The sequence below is a fragment of the Myxococcus sp. XM-1-1-1 genome (genome assembly GCF_020037095.1).
Taxonomy (GTDB): Bacteria; Myxococcota; Myxococcia; order Myxococcales; family Myxococcaceae; genus Myxococcus; species Myxococcus fulvus.
Map to the genome: position 1 here is coordinate 1 of NZ_JAIQDH010000045.1, position 20,147 is coordinate 20,147.

Genomic DNA, 20,147 nt, shown 5'->3' on the forward strand with positions numbered 1-20,147 from the left:
ATCAAGACCAAGGTTCGTGGCGGTCCCCGTGGCTGTGGTCCCGGCGGCATCAGCATCTACTACGAGCTGTAATTCCAGCCTCGCACCTCAGGAGCAAACACCATGAAGATCAAGACCAAGGTTCGTGGCGGTCCCCGTGGCTGTGGTCCCGGCGGCATCAGCATCTACTACGAGCTGTAATTCCACCCTCGCACCTCAGGAGCAAACACCATGAAGATCAAGACCAAGGTTCGTGGCGGTCCCCGTGGTTGCGGCCCGGGTGGCATCAGCATCTGGTACGACGAGGTCTGATTCAGACCCGGAGTCAGTCCTTCGGCCGTCAGTGGGCTTCGTGCCTGCTGGCGGCCGTCGTGTTTCCAGCGCCTCGTCGGTGACGTGGGGCGCGCGCCGGAGGGGTTACACCGCCCGAGGGCCGTGGCCGGGCCCCGCGGGCGGCGCTCCCAATCCCTTCAGGGGTGCGCGATGACGATGAGCGTGGGCGCGCGCGCCTCGACGCACGCCATCACCTTGCGCATCGTCACCGGGTCCAGCGCGCCGAAGGCCTCGTCGAGCACCACGACCTGGACGCGCTGGAGCAGGGCGCGCGCGACGAAGATGCGGCTCTGCTCGCCGTGGGACAGCTGCCAGCCGCGCTCGCCCACCATCTGCAGGATTCCGGCGGGCATGCGCTGGAGCAGCTCGCCCAGGCCCAGCTCCTCGCACAGCTCGCGCGCCAGCTTCACGTCGTCCTGGGTGTGGGGCCAGGCGCGGCCCAGCAGCAGGTTCATCGCCAGCGTGCCGGAGATGATGTGGTTCTCGTGGAACTGCGGCGCGCCGGCGATCTGCGCGCCCCAGCCGTCCTGCGTCCAGGTGGACATGTCCAGGCCGCGCAGCAGCACCACGCCGGAGCCCTGGCGCCTGAGGCCCGTGAGGATGGAGGCGAGCGTGGACTTGCCGGAGCCGGACGCGCCCTCCAGCAGCACGCGCTCTCCGGGATGGATGACCACGGACGCGCCCTCGAGCACCGCGCGCGGCGAGGCGGGGTGCTTGAAGTACACGTCGCGCACCTCGAGCAGCGCCTGGCTCTTGGACGGCGCCTCGGTGGCCGCGAGCGGCGTCACCTGGGGCGCGGCGTCCTCGCCGTCCTTGCCCCCGCCCACGGCGCCGGAGAGCCGGGCCGCGTCGAGCATGGGGCGCACCGCGGAGAACAGCACTCGTGAGCCGATGAGCGCCAGCGCGCCCACCGCCAGCGACATCACCGCGCGGGCACCCAGCAGGGCCGCGCCCACGCCCACCGCGATGCTCGCCGTGTCCGCCCCGGCCAGCACGCCGGGGAGGATGGCGATGATGGCCACCGGCAACAGGCCCCGGCGCGCGAGCGTCGTCACCCGCGCGGTGCCCGCGTCCCAGCGCTCGGAGGCGTCCGAGTAGCGCGCCAGCTCCTGGTCCTCCTCCTCGTGCCAGCGCGAGGGCTGCTCCTGCGCCAGCCGCGTGCGGTGGCCGAGCATCCGCTCGATGAGCGCGTGGGTCATCACCACGCGCGCCTCCGTCCAGCCCCGGAACAGCAGCGACTGGCGCGCCACGAGCACGCCCAGCAGGACGCAGTAGCCGCCCAGCGCCGCGAGCCCCAGCGTGCCCGCGGGGCCCGACAGCGTCACGCTGCCGGCCAGGGTCAGGTCCACCACCGCGAGCAGGCTGGTGAAGCTGCCGGCGAGCGCCATCTGCTCCATGCCCGCGCTCTCGAAGGTCCTCCCCACGTACTCGCCGATGCCGCCGCGCTTCGCCTCGTCCACCGGCATGGCCAGCGCGCCGGCGAGAAGCCTGCGCCTGAGCAGCGCGGACAAATCCAACGCCAGCGAGCCCTGCGTCCACGCCAGCGCCGCCTGCAGCGGCACCGCCGTCAGCCCCATCAGCGCCCACGCCCACAGCCAGCCGTGGTCCAACTGCCCCTCGAACGCGCCCCGGCCAATCAGCCACCACGCGCTGAGCACGCACACCTGGATGAGCACCGCCAGCACCAGCACCAGCGCCAGCCGCGGCGCGGTGGACAGGGCCTTGAGGTGGTGGACCAGCCGGGCGCCCGGCGGCAGCCGCAGCGTGCGCGACGCCACCAGGTGCGTGTTGGCCAGCTGCGCGCCCAGCAGCGCGCGCCGGGCGAGCAGCCGCTGAGGCTCCGGCATCGCCGCGCGCGACAGCACCCGGTCCACCGTGGAGGCCTGGGTGCCCTCGACCAGGGCCTGCACCCCGGACGTGAGCCAGGCCAGGGGCACGTCGCGCTCCGTCTCGTCCGGCGCGATGACGCGCGCGGTGCGGCCGGAGGCGGACACGCGCAGCAGCGCCGCCACCTGGACGCCCTCGCTGGTGACGACGTCCAGGAGGGCAGGGGAGGCGCGCAGGAGCGCCTTCTCCACCTCGCCATGGCGCGTGTACGCCAGGTCCAGCTCCAGCCCCTGCGACTGGGCGGCGGCGTCCAGCCACTCGCCCAGCCGGTTCGGGTCCGTGGGCGCCTGCCCGACGACCTTCGCCCGCGTCCGGGGCAGCGGCAGGCCCGCCGAGCGCGCCAGCGCCTCCAGCGCCTCCGCGCCGCGCGCCATGGGCCACACCAGCCCCGCCAGGGGCTCCGCGGGCCGGGCCCCCCTCGCCTCCGAGGCGCGCGTCATGCCGCACCCCGCTTCGACTCCGGGGGCTGCTCGGCGAGCTGTCCCTGGTCCAGCATCATCCGCCTCCAGCCGCCCTGGCCGCCCAGGGCCCGCCGCATCTGCTCCTCCTCGTCCAGCAGCGAGCGGTACACGGAGTCCTCCCGCTTCGCGAGCTCGCGCGGGTTGGCGTCCTCGACCAGCTGGCCGCCCTTGATGACCAGCACCCGGTCGAACGTCAGCGTCTCCGCGATGTCATGCATGATGCACAGCATCGTCGCCCCCTCCAGCTCCTGCCGGGAGCGCTCCAGCAGCGCCGCGCGCCGGTCCCGCTCCAGGCCGCGGAAGGGCTCGTCGAAGATGGCCAGCCGCACCCCGGGCCTCAGGAGCGCCCGGCCCAGGCGCACGCGCTGCCCCTGGCCGCCGGACAGCAGGCTGCCGCCCTCGCCCAGGCGCGTCTGGAGCCCCTGGGGCAGCTTGTCCAGGAACTCGATGAGGTCCGCGGACCTGAGCGCCTGCCCCACGCGCGGCAGCACCTCGCCCGTCTCCACCCCGTAGGCCAGGTTGTCCACCAGCGACTTGTTCCACAGCGTCACCTCGGGCTCCACCCACGCCGTCTGCCGGCGCAGGCGCGCCAGCGTCTGGCCCTTGAGCGGCTCGCCGTCCACCGTCACCTGTCCGGAGGACGGGCGGTGCCAGCCCAGCAGGATGCCCACGAGCGACGACTTGCCCGCGCCCGACGGGCCGACGATGGCCACGTGCTCGCCGGGCCGCACCGTCATGTCGATGCCCTGCAGCACCGTGAAGCCCGCCGCCTTGACCTCCACCTGCTCGAGCGTGAAGCCCACGCCGCGGGGCTGGCTCGCGAGCGCCGCGGGGGACGGCTCCTCCACCGCCTCCAGGCCCGCGCCCACCTCGTCGGGGGCCAAGAGCGGCTCCATCAGCCGGCCGGTGAGCGACGACGCGGCGGGGTACTGCCGCAGCGCGTCCGCCAGCTGCTTGCCCACCGTGGCCAGCGCCAGGGCCCAGTACACCAGCAGCAGCACCGCCCCGGGCTGGATGCCCTGGGACACGGCGTGCAGCACGATGGCCACCGAGCCTCCGGTGGCCGCCAGCATGGACAGGGTGTCGGTGAGGATGCCCCGGCCCAGCAGCGTGCGCGCGGCGCCAACGTACTCGTGCAGGGGCTCCTCGTGCGCGCGCCGCAGGGTCAGCTCCGCGCGGTGCGCGCGCAGCGCCACGGCGCCCCGCATGGCGTCCAGGTAGAAGCGCGACAGCACGCCGTCGAAGTCGCGCATGCGCCGGTCCGCCTCCAGCAGCGAGCGCTGGGCGAGCAGCGGCACCGCCAGCGCCATGGCCCCGCCCAGCACGATGAGCGGCGCGCTGCCGGGGGCAAGCCACACCAGCCCTCCCAGCGTCACCAGCATCTCCGAGGTGGCGCGCAGCACGCCGACGCCGAGCGTGGGCACGCTGCGCACCTGGTGGATGCCGTGGCAGCGCTGCGCCATGTCGGAGACGAGCCGGCTCTTGAAGTAGCGGTCCCCCAGCCGGGGAATCTTGTCGAGGAACGCCAGCCGCAGCCGGACCTCCAGGCGGCGGCCCAGCTTCAGCGTCCCCATGGCCAGGGGCAGCTCCAGCGTGAACAGCACGCCCATCAGCACCAGCAGCGTCACGATGCCCGCCAGCCGCTGCTCCTGGGTGGTGAGGTAGCGGCCCGCGTCGATGATGCCGCGCAGCAGCAGCGCCTCCAGGAAGCCTCCCACCGCGGCCGTCAGGGCGATGGCCGCGAGGATGGAGGGGGCCAACAGGCCGTCGCGGCGCATCAGCCCGATGAGCTCGCGCAGCGGACGGGTGGGGGGCTCCAGGAGCGCCGCCTTGAGGTCCGCGGACAGGGGCTCCTCGTCCTCCTCCCGCGTCTGGCGCAGGCCCCGGGCGAGGATGCAGACCACGCCGCGCAACGTCACCTCCTCGCCATCCGGAGCGCCCACCGCCGTCCAGTAGGTGGCGGGGATGACCTGCTCGGCGCGGCCCTCCTCCAGGGCCACGTGCACTTCCTTCAACAGCTGCTCCAGGAAGCGCGCGGACCCCTCGCCGTGCTCCACGCCGCCGCCGTCCACCAGCGTCTGGACCATGCGTGTCGTCGCGTCCAGGCACGCCACGCCCTTCCAGCTCGCGTCGGCCAGGGCCTCGTCGAGCAGCCTCGCCGCGAGCGCCTTGTCCACGAGCGCCTGCAGCCTCAGGCGCATCCCGGCGAGGAACTCGTCCGTGCCGGCCCAGTCGCGGAAGGCCTCGGCCGGGACGGGCAGGGCGTGGACGTAGAGCCGGTCCATCAGCTCCGCCACCGACACCCAGCGCCGTCCCAGCGCGGGGTCCATGATCTGCACCCGGTCACCGATGCGGCGCCAGACGACGATGAAGTGCAGGTTGCTGTCCGCCAGACGCACCACCATGATGGCCGGCAGCGTCTTCGTCTCCGGCATCAGCACCTGGTCGCGAGGCAGGACGACCTGGGTGGCCTCCAGGCCCAGCTTGCCGGCCAGCTCCTCCAGCACGTCCACGGACGTCCCGTCGATGTCCGTCTGGCAGGCCTCGCGCAGCCGGCCGTAGCTGACGGACACGCCGAAGCCGTCGAAGAGCGCCTTGAGGGCCGCCGGACCGCAGTCCATGGCGGAGGTCTGGATGACTTCGGGGATGAGCAGCCTTCGTGTGCCCGCCATGGCTCAGCTCCCGCCCCGCGACATCTCCAAATCCCCCGACGAGCGCGGCGGCAACGGGCGCGAGCGCGCCGGCGCCTCCAGCCCCCGCCCCAGCGCGCGCAGCACCAGCTTGAGCGGCGTGGAGTCCTCCACCGCGATGTCCACGGTGCCCGGCAGGCCGTGCTCCAGGGGGATGCCCACCGGCATCTCGTCCACGGACAGCTCCACGCGCACCAGCCCGTCGCGCGCCTCGCTCGCCACCGCCACCACCGTGGCGCGCACCATGCCGAACTCCGTCCAGGCGAAGCCCTCCAGCTTCATGCGCGCCGGCTGGCCCGCGCGCACCCGGCCCAGCGCCGTGGCGGGGGACAGCTGCGCGACGATGCGCACGTCGCCCCCCGCGACGACGGTGGCCATGCGGTCCCCGGCCCTCACCTGCGTGCCCACGCGCACCGGGCTCGTCTCGCCGAGGATGCCGTCGGCGGGCGCCTTCACCACGCGCCGCTCCAGCTCTTCACGCAGGCGCTCCACGGAGGCCTGCGCCACGCTCTCGGCGGCCTCCAGCTCCGCGATGTCCCGCTTGAGCGCCGCGGCCCGGATGCGCCGCTCGGTGGCCAGCATCGTCCCATCCATCTTCACGCGCGTGAGCGCCGCGCGGGAGGCCTGCTCGGAGGCCTGGGCGCGCTCCAGCTCGGTGCGCACGCGGCTCCACTCGGACTCGCTGATCAACTGGCGCGAGTGCAACTGCTCCGCGCTCGCCTTCTCCTCGAGCGCCCGGCGCGCCAGCGCCTCGGCCTCCACCAGCCGGGCCTTGGCCTCCTCCACGCCCGCAGCGCCGCGCTCCTGCTGGGCCACGAGCGCGCCCTGCTCCACCTCGAGCTCCGCGCGCGCCGCCGTCAGCTGCGGCCCCAGGCCCCGAAGCTGGGCCTCCGCCTCCGCCAGCTGCCGCGCCTCCTGCTCGTGGGCGAGCTCGAAGAGCACCTCGCCCGCGCGCACCTGCCGGTGCAGCTCCACCCGCGTCTTCACCAGCCGCCCGTCCACCGGCGCATCCACGGCGTACACCTCGCGGTGGACCTCCAGCCGCGCCTGCACGCTGGGCTCGTAGACGGTGATGCTCGCTCGCAGGAACCACACGCCCCAGACGGCGAACAGCCCCACCGGCAACAACCAGAGCGCCGAGCGCCCTCGCCCCCGCAGCAGCGCGCGCACGGTGCGCGGGAACATTCCTTCACCAACTCTCATGAGCGAAGCCTACCTCATCACCGTGGAACAGACGGACTCCCCGCCAGACCTTCCACCCGGGACGCTCCCGGAGGTCGGCGCCCATCCTCGCCCGGCGGACTGACGCGCGGCAAAGCCAGGGGCGTCACCTCCCCATGCCGCACGCGCCCCGTCCGCGATTGTCTTCTCCGCGCCTTCGTGAATGGACAATCCATCCAGGCCCGGAGCCGCGCGGCGCCCGGAACACAGCCGGCCGACATGTCAAGGGTTGTCCAGGTCAGTCCTATCTCGAAGATAGGGCTCATAAAATGGCTAAAACATGTTTTCAGGATATTGCGACGCGGGGCGTGATGCGGTCTCCACGTATCACCGAGGCGGCGCCCCTCCGCCGCGTCCGGAGCCGGCCCCTTGTAACCGGTTCGGGCGCACTGGCTTCGGGCCCCAGGTGGATTCATGACCCAGGGGTCTCTCAGGTTTCGATAAACTGCGCCATCTATCCAAGTCCCCGGATCTATTTGGATTGGCGGGTTTTTCAGTTCAAGGCTTGACTCCCAATTTTCATCGATTTTTAATGATTCTACTCCGGGTGTGCATGGGCAACCGTGTCGCCTGGAGCGAACGTGGTTCAACCCAGGAGCGACATCATGAAGATCAAGACCAAGGTTCGTGGCGGTCCCCGCGGCTGTGGCCCGGGCGGCATCAGCATCTGGTACGACACCGTTCTGGCGTAGTCGTCCAGACGTCGTTGTTTCACCGTAGTGACTCAATCACCAGGAGCAGACACATGAAGATCAAGACCAAGGTTCGTGGCGGTCCCCGTGGTTGCGGCCCCGGCGGCATCAGCATCTGGTACGACGACGTGCTCCAGCAGCTCCCGTAGTTTCGTCCCCGGGCGGTGATTCGCTCGGACGAAGCTCGAAATCGCCAGTGAGCGGAACATCGCTCGCTGGCGATTTTTTTATGCCTTCGCGAGGTCGCCTGTATTTTCTTCCGATTCGCGAAGTCTGAGATTGGCTGTGGCGTGAGAGGTTACAAAGACTTTCGCCGCATTCTTTGCGTGGTCACTTGACTGGCCGATTACACCCGCCTTTAATGATTCTACTTCCGATGCGGACCGGGAACGGTGAATCGCACGCAATGGCGACTCGGGAGCCGCGTAATGGCTGGATGGACGGGGAATAGGGGCGGGTAGCGTGGGTTGTGGAGGGGCCGGGAGCAGCGCCGGCCGAGGGGCGGCGGGACCGCGGGTGACCTTGGAGCTCGCGTGTCAGAGGGGTGTGTATAGATTGGCTGGCACCGGAAGAACCAGAAGGTGTCGTCGTCCGTAGACTCAAGAGCTTTTCATCAACGCCTTCCAGCCATCCAATCCCCGGGGTTGGGTGTCTGGTGTCAACGCAGTACATCCAGGAGCGTACCATGCAGATCAAGACCAAGGTTCGTGGCGGTCCCCGTGGTTGCGGTGGTGGCGTGGTGCTGACCAACCAGGTCCGCACGCAGCTGCCGTAGTCGACTGGCATCACCGCTTCATCCATCCGACTCCAGCGATGGAGTCATCCTCACCAGGAGCTCATCATGCAGATCAAGACCAAGGTTCGTGGCGGTCCCCGTGGTTGCGGCGGTTCCCTGCCCGTGCTGACCGGCACGGTCCGCACCCAGCTGCCGTAGTCGGCGCTGGATCATCCTCACCCGACTCCAGCGATGGAGTCATCCTCACCAAGGAGCTCATCATGCAGATCAAGACCAAGGTTCGTGGCGGTCCCCGTGGTTGCGGTGGTGGCGTGATCATCGCGGTGCGTTCCGACGCGCTCGCGGCCATCCCGTAGTCCTCCGTCAGCATCCCGAGCTGACTTCACTCACACCTGATTCCGAGGAGTCCATCATGCAGATCAAGACCAAGGTTCGTGGCGGTCCCCGTGGCTGTGGCGGTGGTGTTGCGATTCCCGTGCGCACCACGGGCGGCGTCCTCACGCAGATCCCGTAGTCGTCAGTCTTCCAGACTGAGTCCAACCCAGGCTGTTCTCGATAGGAGCTCGTCATGCAGATCAAGACCAAGGTTCGTGGTGGTCCCCGTGGCTGTGGTGGCTCTCTCCCGCTGCCCACGCAGCCCGTGCTGGACGCCGCCTACGCGCTGTAGTCCTTGTTTGGGCACGTAGAGTGCCTGTCCAAGACGCGAGTCGCCAGGGGGCGGAGTTCCTCGCCCTCTGGCGGCTGTCATTGCGGGGCCGGGTGAGGCTCGCGCGAATCCCTGTCGTGGGGAGGGCGCGCTAGAGTCCCCGGGATGATCAACCCGGTTCATGTGTATGCCTGGCAGGCGGCCATCGTCGGCAACGCGCGGCTGGAGGGCCGCCCGGTGCGCGCGCTGATGCTCGAGGACCCGTGGGCGGGCTCCTTCGCGCGGAGCCCGGAGACCTTCCTGGGCTTCGAGGTGGACGGGGGCTTCGAGCCGTCGTTCGACCGGTGGTTCGAGCGGATGAAGGCGCGGGGGCTCCTGGCCATCCGCTCGCTCCGCGTCTCCGACCCTTCGATCTGGGTGCTGTACGATCCGCCCGACTCCCCGCCCCGGTTGCCGGAGCTGGCGCTGGTGTTCCCGGACCGGGTGGTCTGGTACCGCTACTTCTTCCCGTGGCCGGGCCCCCAGGCCCAGTCCGCCGTGTCGCAGGAGGACGGCTTTCGCGAGGTGCCGGAGACGCGCTCGGCGGCGGTGCCCTCGGTGGAGGACGCGGAGCGGGAGCTGCTCGCGGCGACGCGGGAGTACGTCGCGTTCGTGGGGCCTCAGGCTCGCAAGGACCACTCGAGCGACGTGTTCTACGCGGCCATGGGGCAGAAGGCGCTGGAGCTGCTGACGGACACGGAGGCGAGCTTCCAGACGCGACTGGCGGCCCTGCGGGAGGCGGACGTGAAGGAGTACCGCCGGCGCAGCAAGGACTGGTGGCCCGTGCAGCCGGCGACGCGCGCCATGCGGCCACAAATCTTCGAGAACGCGGCCAGGAGTCTGGAGCGGGACGACTACCTGCGGGTGATGGAGGCGGCGGGGCTGTCCTGGAGGGCCGTCCGGCTGGCCTGCGCCGCCCAGGACATCTGGCCGCTCAACATGCACAACGAGCGCACGTCGGAGGACATGCTGCCGCCGTTCGTCCAGGCGCCGGGGTACGCGGCCATCGGGAAGCGCTGGGCCGACGCGGCCAACGCCGCGTGCAACGCCGCGGTGAACGCGCGCTGAGCGCCTCCGCCGGACCTGGGAGCGCCCCTCTCGGCTCCAAGGGGCGCCCCGGGAAGGCGCCTTGCTTCAGCCGGCCCGGGCCAGCTGTGGCGGCGGCAGGGCCGACGGCGCGAGGACGACGTAGCCGGTGGCGATGAGCGTCTCCTCCACGGCGAGCGAGACGGCGCCCTGCACGGCGCCCGCCTGGGTGGGCTTGCAATTCACGCCGATGGCGATGACGGGCCCCTGCGCGGTGAACTCCGCCACGTCGACGCTGGGCACGGGCGCCGCCTGGACGCCGGGCACCACCACGACGCGCTCGCGGAAGGCCTTCATCAGCCCATGGATGTCCCCGCCGTGCGTCAGCGGCACCTTCACCACGATGCGGCGGTGGGGGTGGTGGCTGAAGTTGATGATGTTGTCGCTGAAGAGGCGGTTGTTGCCGACGGAGATGCGCAGGTTGTCGCCCGTGTCGATGGTGGTGGCGAACAGGCCGATCTCCTGCACCAGGCCCGTGACGCCGGCGGCGGAGATTTCGTCGCCCACGCGGAAGGGCCGCAGCACCAGCAGGAAGATGCCCGCGGCGAAGTTGGAGAGCAGCCCGGACCACGCCGTGCCGATGGCGATGCCCGCGGCGGCCAGCAGCGCGGCGAACGAGGTGGTCTCGAACCCCATCATCCCCAGGATGCCCAGCAGCAACAGGATGGTGAGGGAGCCCGCGAACAGCGACTCGATGTACCGGATGAGCGTGGCGTCGAACTGCCGCTTCTGCAGCGTCAGGTTCAACACGCGCCGGAAGGTGCTGATGATTGCACGTCCCACGAACCACAACACGAGGGCGCCCATTGCCTTGAGCAGGAACGGGAAGGCCTCCGCGAGAGCCAACGTCTTCAACTGTTCGATGACCGCGTCCATGACGCTCCTGAAGCGGCCGAGAGTCCACGGACGTGGCGGGCCTGCTCCGGTCCGGCCGCGTGTGCAGGGCACGGGCCATCCAGGCGGCCTCACGTAAGTCCGCGAATGCCCGGCTTCCTCATGCCGAGGTCACAATCGACGCGGGGAGGTCCTCCCCAGCCTGGACACGTCAGCCGCGAACGTTGACGCGTCAGGGGGGCCTCGACGCGGCGGCGTGGGCCCTTCAGGGCGCGGTGACGAGCCGCAGCCCTCGCTCCCGGACCAGCGCCCCGAGGGCCTCGTCCGACACCGAGGTTCCTCGTACATCCAGCACGCGCAACTGGGGCAGGGCGCGCAGCGCGGCCAGGCCCGCGTCGGTGACACCGGTGCGGGGCAGGTGGAGCGTGTGCAGCGTCCTGGGCAGATGTCCCAGGGACGCATCGCCGATGCGCGCCCGGGCGAGGCTGAGCCAGGTGAGCTGGGGGAAGCCCCTCAGGGCCTGGAGGCTCTCGTCGTTGAGCCACGTGGCGCCCAGGTCCAGTCGTGTCAGGCGCGGCAGTCGCTGGAGGGCCACCAGTCCGGAGCCGCTGATGGGCGTGCCCGCGACGTGAATCGACTCCAGGCCGGCCAGCTCGGCCAGCTGCCCCAGCCCCAGGTCGGTGAGCAGGGTGCGCTCGGCGCGCAGGGACTGGAGGTGGGGCAGGGCGCGCAGCGCGGGCAGCCACTCGTCGTTGAAGGCGGTCCGGCTCACGTCCAGCTCGCGCAGGGCCGCGTGCAGATGCCCCAGGGCCTGGGGGCCCATGGGCGTGGCGCTCAGGTCGAGCCGAACCAATCGCTCCAGCCCTCGAAGCGCGGCGAGCGAGTCATCCGTCACGGCCAGGCCGGACAGGCCCAGCCGCTCCAGCGCGATGAAGCCCGCGAGCACGTCGAGTCCCCCCGCCGCGACGGCGGTCCTCGACAGCTCCAGCTCCCGCAGGGCCACGAGTCCTCGCACCTGTCGCAGGGCCGCGTCGTCCACGCGGGTGTCGTCGAGGTGGAGCAGCTCCAGCGCGCTCAGTGCCGCGAGGTGCCGGAGCCCCGGGCCCCGCAGGTGGGTCTTCGTGAGGACCAGGGCGCGCAGCGCCTTCAGGCCGGAGAGGTGGCCAAGGCCCAGGTCGGTGATGCGGGTGTGGCCCAGGTGCAGCGCCTCCAGGTTCCGCAGCGTGCCGAGGTGCGCGAGGCCCGTGTCGGTGAGCCCGGTGCGCGCGAGGCCCAGCCACGTGAGGCCCGGCAGCTCCCGCAGCCGCGCGAGGCCCGCGTCCGTCACGTGCGTCCCGCTCAGCACCAGCGTGTGCAGGCGCGCTCCGGGCACCCAGGCGAGGACGGTGTCGTCCACCGCGGTGTCGGAGAGGTCCAGCCACTCGAGCTCCGACTGGGCGGCGAGGGCCGACAGCGCACGCGGGCTGATGGCGGTGCCCGCGAGGGTGAGGCGCCGCAGCGTCGTCAGCCCGGAGAGGAAGCCGAGGCCCGCGTCGGAGATGGCCGTCTCATCCAGACGCACGACGGCCAGCCTCCGCATCTCCCTCACGTGCGCGAGCCCCCCGTCGGTCACCCGGGTGCCGTCCAGGTGCAGGGCCTCCAGGGATGTGAACTCCCGCAGGGCCTCCAGGTGCGCGTCGCCCAGCGGGGTGCCCGAGGCGCGCAGGCCCACCGCGCCCGAGTCGCGCAGCAGCCGCGCGAGGAGCGACGGGGCGGGCAGGGGCGCCGAGTCGAAGCAGAGCTCGGGCACCTGATGCGCCTTCAAAGCGGTGGCCCGCTGACGTGCCTCCTCCTCCGTCACGAGCGCGCCGAGCGGCTCCGCGCACCACGTGCCCCCGGTGGGGGGCTGGAAGCCGGTCGCGTCCGTCGTCAGGGGGCGCCAGCGCTCGAGCCCTCCTTCGGGAAGCACGCGGTAGGCGGTGAGCAGCGCGGGAGGTGGCTCGACGCGCGGAGGAGGAGCAGGAGGGGCGACAGGCGGCGTGGTGGCGCAGCCCATCAGGAATCCCACGAGGAGCCGCCACGTCCCAGGTCTCATCGGGCCGAGCGTAGCGGTTCCCCTCCCGGCTCAGGAGGACTTCGTCGCCGACAGGAGCCTCTCCACGGCGACGAGCACGGCGGCCGCGCTGGCCGGGTGCTTGACGAAGGCGGCGGGGCTGAGGTTGGACAGGCGGCCCATCAGCGAGTCCGGTCCGCTCACGTTCACCATGACGATGCGCGAGCCGGGGCGCGCCGCCGTGCTGAGCACATCCAGCGCGGAGCCCGTGTCCACGATGATGATGCGCGCGGGCTTGTCGCTGTCCGTCACGACGCGCAAACCCTTCTGCTCGAACAGCTCGGTGATGAGCGCCATCAAGCGCGCGTCCGACAGGCGCACCAGCACCGGCTCCCGCGTGTCCAGCTCCACCGCGTTGGCGGCCTGGGGCGCGGGCCCCTTGCCCAGCTCCCTCACGTCCTTCTTCAAGAGCTCCATCACATCCGTCTTCAGCACGCCCCGCACGCGCTGGAGCAGCGAGGCGTCCTGGGCCACGAACGCCTTCAATCGCTGCTCACCGTCGGGTGCCAGCTGCGTGAAGGCCACGCCCATGCCGTCCTCGCGCGACCACGCCACCTGACCGAAGGCCCGCAGCGCCTGGGCCGAGTCGGGGAGGGTGATGCGCAGCTCCAGCGTGCTCCCCACCGGCAGCGCGCGCGGGGTGCGGATGGCGAGCCCTCCCGTGCCGATGTTCCTGCTGTACGCGCGCACCACGTCATCCTGCGTGGCGAACGTCAGCTCCAACACCGCGTCCGCGCGAGCCGGACGCGCGGGCAGGGGGCTGCCCTCGGGGGGCAGCGCTCCCAATTCCAGCAGCACGTCCCGGAGCAACTCCAGACGCTGCGCTTCGTCGGGGCCGAGCGGCGCCGTGCGCTGTCGCTCCAGCAGCGTCTTGTATTCCTCGAGCGCGTTGGCGCGTGGACTTCCCATGATGCCCCCCTGCCTGCCTTTCGCGCCTCCCAGCCTGCCATGTCCTCACGGACTGGCGCGAGAGGTCCACTTCCACCCTGTCCTCATGCATACACCCTGGTATAGGCCAGCGCATGGACGTCCCTCCCTCGCTTCCTACCCGCCCGGGCCTGCTGTCGAGCCTGCTGCGCTGGGGTGTGGCGTGCGCGGCGATGCCGCCCCTGCTCACGCCCGCGCTCCTGCTGGGGCCCGTCAGCCCCGGGGCCTCGGACGCGCTGATGCGGACGTGGTGTCTGTGGGCCCGGCGCGTCTTCGGCGTGGACGTGGAGGTGGTGGACCACAACGAGGGCCGCTACGACGCATCCTCGTATCTGTTCCTGCAACTGAACCAGACGAGCTTGAGCGAGACGTTCGTGACGCCCCCGGCGCTGCCCCGGCCCGTGCGCATCTTCATGAACATCGAGTATGCGGCGCTGCCCTTCGCGGGCTGGGTGCCCTGGGCCCAGGGCTCCACGGTGGTGGTGCGCCAGTGGAGCGCGCAGGCGCGCCGCGCCGTGGACCGCGCCGCCCAGGCCCTGCGCGAGGGCGCCAGCTATTACATGTCCATCGAGGGCCGACGCAGCGAGGACGGCCGGCTCAATCCCTACCGCAAGGGCGCGGCGGTGCTCGCCATCCGCTCCGGCGCCGCCCTGGTCCCCATGGTGTTCCACGGCGCGCGGGACGTGCTGCCCTTCGGGGAGTGGCGCGTCAGGCCGGGGCGGGTGCGCGTGGAGCTGTTGCCCGCCATCCCCACCGAGGGCCTGCGCTACGAGGACCGGGACGCGCTCGTGGAGCGGCTGCGCGCCCTCGCCCGGGAGCGGGGCTTGGAATAGCCCCGCCCGGGGGTAGGCTCCAGGGCATGTCCTACCAACGCAACCCGGTGAAGGCGCCACGCGTGTCGGGGCTGGCGCTCAAGGCGTTCGTCAACACCCTGGAGAGCGCCGTCGGCTCACCCGTGCTGGAGAAGCTGGTGCGCGACAGCGGCATCGACCGGTGGCGGGAGCTGTCCGCCGGTGATGCGCCCCCGCTCCAGTACCCGCTGCCTCCGGGCGCGCCCGCCACCGAGCCCCAGTCCCCCACGGAGCAGGCCTCGCGCGCCATCCTGGCGCAGCCCGTGACGCCGGAGCGCGAGACGGTGGGCGCGTATGTCCGAGCCTACCGCGAGGGCGGCGCGGACCCGGTCTCCGTGGCCCGTCGCCTGAACGAGGCCATCGACCGGCTGGAGCGCGGCGAGGCGCGCATGGGGTGGTTCATCGCGCGCAAGCCCGACGAGGTGCTCCGCGCCGCCGAGGCCTCCGCCGGGCGCCATCGCGAGGGCCGCGCGCTGAGCGTGCTGGACGGCGTGCCGGTGGTGCTCAAGGACGAGGTGGACCTGGCGGGCTTCCCCACCACGCTGGGCACGCGCTTCCGCCACCAGGTGGCCTCGGTGGACTCGACGGTGGCCGCGCGCCTCAAGGCCGCGGGCGCGCTCATCCTGGGCAAGGCCAACATGAACGAGATTGGCATCAACCCCATCGGGTTGAATCCGCACCACGGCGTCGCGCGCAACCCGTGGAACCGGGGCCACATCACCGGAGGCAGCTCCAGCGGCTCGGCCGCCGTCGTCGCCGCGGGCCTGTGTCCGCTGAGCATCGGCGCGGACGGCGGTGGCTCCATCCGCATCCCGGCGGCCCTGTGCGGCATCGTCGGCCTCAAGGCGACGTGGGGCCGCATCCCCGAGACGGGCGTGCCGCCCCTGTGCTGGAACGTGGGGCACGTGGGGCCCCTGGGCCTCACGGTGGACGACGTCGCGGCGGCGTATGCGCTGCTCGCCGGACCTGACGGCAAGGACCTGGTCTCCCAGGGCCAGCCCCCGCATCACCTGTCCGGTTACGAGCGCGCGGACCTGACGGGCGTGAGGCTGGGCATCTGCTGGCCCTACTTCGAGGACGCGTCCCCGGACGTGGTGGCGCGCTGCAAGGAGGCGGTGCGCGCGCTGACGGCCGCGGGCGCCACCGTGGTGGAGGTGCCCGCGCCGGATTTGAACACCGTGCTCTGGACGCACAGCTGCATCATCCTCAGCGAGATGGCTGAGTCGATGCTGCCGCACTCGCGCGAGCACGCCTCGGACTTCGGGCTCGACTCGCGCACCAACCTGGCCATCGGCAGGCACTTCCGGGCCACGGACCTGGTGCACGCCCTGCGGCATCGCCACCGGCTGACGCGCGAGCTGCTCGCCGTCATGGCGGGCGTGGATGTCCTCGTCACCCCGTCGACGGCCACCACCGCGCCCCTCATCCCCGAGGGCACGCTGCCCGACGGCGAGTCGAACCTGCCCGTCGTCGACGCGCTGATGCGCTTCGTGCGCGAGGGGAACCTGACGGGCTTCCCCGCCCTGTCCGTCCCGGCCGGCCACGACAGCGCGGGGCTGCCCGTGGGCCTGCAGCTCATGGGGCGCCCCTACGAGGAGCACCTGCTGCTGCGCCTGGGCCGCGTCGTGGAGCGCGCCACGGCCGCTCGCACGCCCGCCGTGCATGTCACCGCCCTGCGCTGAGCACGATTCAAAGACATCCTGGAATTTGCCAAGCCCATCGTTCCTGGTGGGCTTGTGTGTATTAACGCTGGCAAAACCAGAAAGACCCGCCCATATTCCCTCGGCGCGGCAGCGTGGACTCTCCAGGCTGCCACAGGCCCGTGATTCGCTGGACGTCAATTCCTGGCATCCGGTTCCGGGCAGGAGGAATTGTTTCATGCAACTGCGTCCGCAGGTGGGTTGGGTGCCGTTCGTCCTCGCGGCGTCGCTGGTGGCGGCATGTGGTCCGTCCTCGTCGGAGACGCCCGCGCCAACGCCGGAGTCGACAGGCGTGCGGGCCGCGGAGTTGGTGGAGCTGGTGGTCAACGGAGATTTCAGCAACGGGCAGACCGCGCCCTGGTGGAGCGGACCGAACACTCAGTCGGTGGTGGAGAACGGCCGGCTGCGCGTCAACGTCACGGGTGGCACGGCGAATCCGTGGGACGCGCCCATGGGGCAGGACAACATCGCGCTCGCGAACGGGCAGGCGTACACGCTGACCTTCACCGCCTCCGCGACGGCGAACGTGACGGTGCGGGCCACGGTGCAGCTGGGCGCGGCGCCGTACACCGCGCCGCTGGACCAGAACATCACGCTGGATGGCACGGCGCGCACGTTCACGTTCCCCTTCACTTCGAATCTCGCGACGGCGGCGGGGCAGGTGACGTTCCAGGTGGGCGGGCGGGGCGCCTTCTCGCTGTTCCTGGACAACGTCTCGCTCACCACGTCGGGCGGAGGCAATCCGGGCGGCGGCGGGCCGGTGGCGATGACGAGCGGCTTCTACGTGGACCCCCACTCCAACCCGGCCGTCTGGGTGCGCGACAACGGCGGGGACTCGCGCGCCTCGCGCATCCAGACGTCCATCGCGAGCAAGCCGGGGGCGCGCTGGTTCGGCAACTGGAGCGGCGACATCACGGCCGCGGTGTCCGGCTTCGTGGGCGCGGCGGACACGGCCGACAAGCTGCCGGTGCTCGTGGCGTACAACATCCCCGGGCGTGACTGCGGCAGCCACTCCGGCGGCGGCGCGGGCAGCCCGGAGGCCTATCGCGCGTGGATCTCCGCCTTCGTCACCGGCCTGGGCAGCCGCCCCGCCATCGTCATCATCGAGCCGGATGCCGTCGCGCAGCTGGATTGTCTGCCCAACGACCCCGAGCGCCAGACGCGCCTGGGCCTGCTGCGCTACGCGACGGAGCAGCTGCGCGACAGGGCGCCCAACACCTGGGCCTACCTGGACGGCGGCAACGCGAACTGGATTGGCGCGGACACCATGGCGCAGCGGCTGGAGTCCGCGGGTGTGCGCAACATCCGCGGCTTCGCGCTCAACGTGTCGAACTTCTACACGACGGCGCAGTCGACGACGTACGGCACCCACGTCAACACCGCGCTCACCTCGCGCTACGGCTACACGAAGCCCTTCGTCGTGGACACCAGCCGCAATGGCAACGGGCACAACGGCGAGTGGTGCAACCCCGGCGGCCGCCGGCTGGGCGTGACGTCCCAGGTGGGCGGTGGCGCGGAGCTGCTCCTGTGGGTGAAGGTGCCAGGGGACTCCGACGGCAACTGCGGCATCGCGCCGAACACGCCCGCGGGCACGTTCAGCCCCGACCTGGCCCTCCGGCTCATCGACGGCACCTGACGGGCGGGGCTCAGCCTCGCTTGGGCAGGAGCCGGGCCAGCTCGCGGTCCAGCGTGGCGGCGAAGCGCTGGCGGTCCTGGGCGTTGAAGCCGCTGGGGCCGCCCGTCACGACGCCGCTCTCGCGCAGCTCCTGCATGAAGTTCCGCACGGACAGCCGCTCGGCGATGTTCTCCTCGGAGAACAGCTCGCCGCGCGGGTCCAGGGTCACCACGCCGCGCGGCACCAGCAGCGCCGCCAGGGGGATGTCCTGGGTGACGGCCAGGTCCCCCTTCTGGGCGGAGGTGGCGATGTGCTGGTCCGCCACGTCCAGCCCCGCGCCCACCTGCACGGTGGAGACGAGCTCCGAGCGGGGCAGGGACAGGGACTTGTTGGCCACGAAGACGAGCGGCACCTTCAGGCGCTGTGAGGCGCGCAGGAGGATGTCGCGGACGGGCGTGGGGCAGGCATCGGCGTCGACCCAGATTCGCATGGCGCTCGCATCCTCGCGTGGACAGGCGCGAAGATGAAGTGCTTGACGCCGCCCATGCGTGGCGCTCGGATGCGCGCCCATGTCCGAGCTGCTCACCCGCGCCGAAGCCTCGAATCACGCTGAAACCTCGCGTCATTCCGACGTGCTCGCCTTCATCGACGAGCTCTGCCGCCGCACGAAGCTCGCCCGACGGGTGGACTTCGGCACCAGCGGCGAGGGCCAGCCCCTGGTGTCGCTGGTGGTGAGCGACCGCAACTGCTTCACGCCGGAGCTGGCGCGCAAGCAGAAGAAGGTCGTGGTGATGGTGGAGGCCAACATCCACGCCGGCGAGGTGGAGGGCAAGGAGTCGGTGCTCGCGCTCGCGCGGGATTTGACGCTCAGCAAGCTGGGCCAGAAGCTGCTCGACAAGCTGGTGCTCGTGCTGGTGCCGAACTTCAACCCGGACGGCAATGACCGCATCAGCCCCAACAACCGCAAGCTGAACCTCCAGGACCTGGAGGGGCAGGTCAACCCGGCGGGCGGCGTGGGCACGCGCTACACCGGCGAGGGCTGGAACCTCAACCGCGACAGCACCAAGCAGGAGGCGCCGGAGACGCGCGCCATGGCGAAGCTGCACCAGACGTGGTGGCCGGAGCTGTTCATCGACTGCCACACCACCGACGGCAGCATCCACGACTTCGACCTGACCTACGACACGTCGCACTCCAACGAGCCGCTGTTCCAGGAGCTGCGCGACTACAACCGGCAGATGCTGGACCGCGTCGCCCAGGCGGTGCAGAAGCGCCACGGCTTCGACAGCTTCTGGTACGGCAACTACCGCGAGGAGGGCGTGCCCAGCTCGGGCTGGCATACGTACCCGGCGCTGCCGCGCTTCGGCAGCCACTACCGGGGACTGCTCGGCCGGCTGGACGTGCTGCTGGAGACGTACAGCTACATCGACTTCCCGCGCCGCTGCGCGGTGATGTACGCGTGGCTGCTGGAGCTGATTCGCGAGGCGGCCCGGAGCGCGAAGACGTACCGCGCGCTCACCCAGGCGCAGGAAGAGGCCATCATCGCCCGGGGCACCACGCCGGATCCGCAGACGCTGGTGGGCATCAACTACGGCGTGGCCACGCGGGACGGGGAGGGGAAGCTGACGTTCGACTACCCGGCCTACGTGAAGCCCGGAGACCTGGCGCGCATCCAGGCGTTCGACGAGAAGAGCGTCGCGGAGCGGCGCTTCCCGGGCAAGAAGCGCAAGGTCTACCGCGTGCCGCACTTCCGCACCTTCATCCCGACGCAGTCGGTGAGCACGCCGGAGGCGTACCTGGTGCCCGCGGAGCTGGCGCCCCGGCTGGGGTCGCAGGGCATCCGCTTCGAGGTGCTCCCCAAGGCGCAGCGCTTCCTGGTGGACAGCTACCGCATCGCCCGGCGCGAGGAGACCTTCAGCCCGGACGTGGCCGCCAATGTGCCGCCGCCGGGGCAGGCGGAGGTGCCGCTGAGCCAGAAGCCCAAGCCGGTGCGCTTCGAGACGGTGCTGACGGTGTCGCCCGAGCGCGGCGAGCGCGAGTTCGCCCAGGGCACGCTCCGCGTCCCCACCGCGCAGCGCGCGGGCACGCTGGCCGTCTACCTGCTGGAGCCGCACTCCGATGATGGCTTCTGCCGGTGGCAGTTCCTGGACACCTTGTTGGAGGTGGGCGGTTACTATCCCGTGCACCGCGTGGTGAGCCCCGCTCCCGCGCCGAAGAAGGCGGAGTGAGGCCCCAAGGGCCCTGACGCGGGTCGGGGTCCAGCAGGGTGGCAACGTCACCGCGACGCTGGAGTGCCCGCCTGACGGGGGGCACGCCGTTCATCCCTGAGGTGGCGCGGTTCATCCCAGGGCACGTGGA

General features: G+C 71.3%; 12 protein-coding genes. 5 read left to right on the forward strand and 7 right to left on the reverse strand.

Features of this window, described 5'->3' with window-relative positions; all coding sequences use genetic code 11:
• Positions 1-449: 449 nt before the first annotated feature.
• The 3 genes from K8640_RS43010 to K8640_RS41900 are packed head-to-tail and all read right to left on the reverse strand — an operon-like array spanning position 450 to position 6,535.
• Positions 450-2,639 carry an ABC transporter ATP-binding protein gene (locus K8640_RS43010; RefSeq protein ID WP_267696982.1) on the reverse strand — a complete coding sequence of 730 codons (2,190 nt, stop codon included), beginning with the start codon at positions 2,637-2,639 and terminating at the stop codon, positions 450-452.
• Entirely contained in the window at positions 2,636-5,332 is a 2,697-nt protein-coding gene (locus K8640_RS41895) for an ATP-binding cassette domain-containing protein (protein WP_223752201.1), read from the reverse strand. The genes K8640_RS43010 and K8640_RS41895 overlap by 4 nt, the downstream gene beginning before the upstream one ends.
• Before the next feature lie 3 nt (positions 5,333-5,335).
• The gene (locus tag K8640_RS41900) at positions 5,336-6,535 is read right to left on the reverse strand and encodes an HlyD family secretion protein (RefSeq protein ID WP_223752202.1); all 1,200 of its coding nucleotides are present in this window, start codon (positions 6,533-6,535) and stop codon (positions 5,336-5,338) included.
• A gap of 2,275 nt (positions 6,536-8,810) precedes the next feature.
• On the opposite strand from K8640_RS41900, the gene K8640_RS41905 reads away from it, so the two are divergent.
• Positions 8,811-9,752, forward strand: a complete 942-nt coding sequence (locus K8640_RS41905) for a hypothetical protein (protein ID WP_223752203.1) — start codon at positions 8,811-8,813, stop codon at positions 9,750-9,752.
• A gap of 66 nt (positions 9,753-9,818) precedes the next feature.
• Here the strand turns inward: K8640_RS41905 and K8640_RS41910 are convergent, their stop codons facing one another.
• The 3 genes from K8640_RS41910 to K8640_RS41920 all read right to left on the reverse strand — a co-directional run bounded on the left by K8640_RS41910 (position 9,819) and on the right by K8640_RS41920 (position 13,605).
• Positions 9,819-10,646: a mechanosensitive ion channel family protein gene (locus K8640_RS41910; RefSeq protein WP_223752204.1), complete on the reverse strand. Its 828-nt coding sequence runs from the start codon at positions 10,644-10,646 to the stop codon at positions 9,819-9,821.
• A 223-nt stretch (positions 10,647-10,869) separates the two neighbouring features.
• Positions 10,870-12,651 (reverse strand): hypothetical protein, encoded by a 1,782-nt coding sequence (locus K8640_RS41915; protein WP_223752205.1) that lies wholly within the window; start codon positions 12,649-12,651, stop codon positions 10,870-10,872.
• 57 nt (positions 12,652-12,708) lie between these two features.
• Complete coding sequence (locus K8640_RS41920) at positions 12,709-13,605, reverse strand: PilZ domain-containing protein (protein WP_223752206.1); 897 nt, start codon at positions 13,603-13,605, stop codon at positions 12,709-12,711.
• 113 nt (positions 13,606-13,718) lie between these two features.
• On the opposite strand from K8640_RS41920, the gene K8640_RS41925 reads away from it, so the two are divergent.
• From K8640_RS41925 to K8640_RS41935, 3 genes are all read left to right on the forward strand, one after another.
• The gene (locus tag K8640_RS41925) at positions 13,719-14,456 is read left to right on the forward strand and encodes a 1-acyl-sn-glycerol-3-phosphate acyltransferase (protein ID WP_223752207.1); all 738 of its coding nucleotides are present in this window, start codon (positions 13,719-13,721) and stop codon (positions 14,454-14,456) included.
• 26 nt (positions 14,457-14,482) lie between these two features.
• The gene (locus tag K8640_RS41930) at positions 14,483-16,156 is read left to right on the forward strand and encodes an amidase (protein WP_223752208.1); all 1,674 of its coding nucleotides are present in this window, start codon (positions 14,483-14,485) and stop codon (positions 16,154-16,156) included.
• 196 nt (positions 16,157-16,352) lie between these two features.
• Positions 16,353-17,810, forward strand: coding sequence for a glycoside hydrolase family 6 protein (locus K8640_RS41935; protein WP_223752209.1), 1,458 nt, complete (start codon positions 16,353-16,355; stop codon positions 17,808-17,810).
• 10 nt (positions 17,811-17,820) lie between these two features.
• On the opposite strand, the gene K8640_RS41940 is transcribed toward K8640_RS41935, so the two are convergent.
• Complete coding sequence (locus tag K8640_RS41940) at positions 17,821-18,279, reverse strand: YaiI/YqxD family protein (protein WP_141325926.1); 459 nt, start codon at positions 18,277-18,279, stop codon at positions 17,821-17,823.
• Between the two features lie 79 nt (positions 18,280-18,358).
• Here K8640_RS41940 and K8640_RS41945 point away from each other — a divergent pair, with 79 nt between their 5' ends.
• Entirely contained in the window at positions 18,359-20,017 is a 1,659-nt protein-coding gene (locus tag K8640_RS41945; RefSeq protein WP_223752210.1) for a M14 family zinc carboxypeptidase, read from the forward strand.
• Positions 20,018-20,147: the final 130 nt, after the last annotated feature.

Bases quoted from the DNA above. Each gene is read 5' to 3' on its own strand.
- K8640_RS41935 (WP_223752209.1), top strand. From the start codon at position 16,353: ATGCAACTGCGTCCGCAGGTGGGTTGGGTGCCGTTCGTCCTCGCGGCG.
- K8640_RS41925 (WP_223752207.1), top strand. From the start codon at position 13,719: ATGGACGTCCCTCCCTCGCTTCCTACCCGCCCGGGCCTGCTGTCGAGC.
- K8640_RS41940 (WP_141325926.1), bottom strand. From the start codon at position 18,279: ATGCGAATCTGGGTCGACGCCGATGCCTGCCCCACGCCCGTCCGCGAC.
- K8640_RS41910 (WP_223752204.1), bottom strand. From the start codon at position 10,646: ATGGACGCGGTCATCGAACAGTTGAAGACGTTGGCTCTCGCGGAGGCC.
- K8640_RS41920 (WP_223752206.1), bottom strand. From the start codon at position 13,605: ATGGGAAGTCCACGCGCCAACGCGCTCGAGGAATACAAGACGCTGCTG.
- K8640_RS41900 (WP_223752202.1), bottom strand. From the start codon at position 6,535: ATGTTCCCGCGCACCGTGCGCGCGCTGCTGCGGGGGCGAGGGCGCTCG.
- K8640_RS41895 (WP_223752201.1), bottom strand. From the start codon at position 5,332: ATGGCGGGCACACGAAGGCTGCTCATCCCCGAAGTCATCCAGACCTCC.
- K8640_RS41905 (WP_223752203.1), top strand. From the start codon at position 8,811: ATGATCAACCCGGTTCATGTGTATGCCTGGCAGGCGGCCATCGTCGGC.
- K8640_RS41930 (WP_223752208.1), top strand. From the start codon at position 14,483: ATGTCCTACCAACGCAACCCGGTGAAGGCGCCACGCGTGTCGGGGCTG.
- K8640_RS41945 (WP_223752210.1), top strand. From the start codon at position 18,359: ATGTCCGAGCTGCTCACCCGCGCCGAAGCCTCGAATCACGCTGAAACC.
- K8640_RS43010 (WP_267696982.1), bottom strand. From the start codon at position 2,639: ATGACGCGCGCCTCGGAGGCGAGGGGGGCCCGGCCCGCGGAGCCCCTG.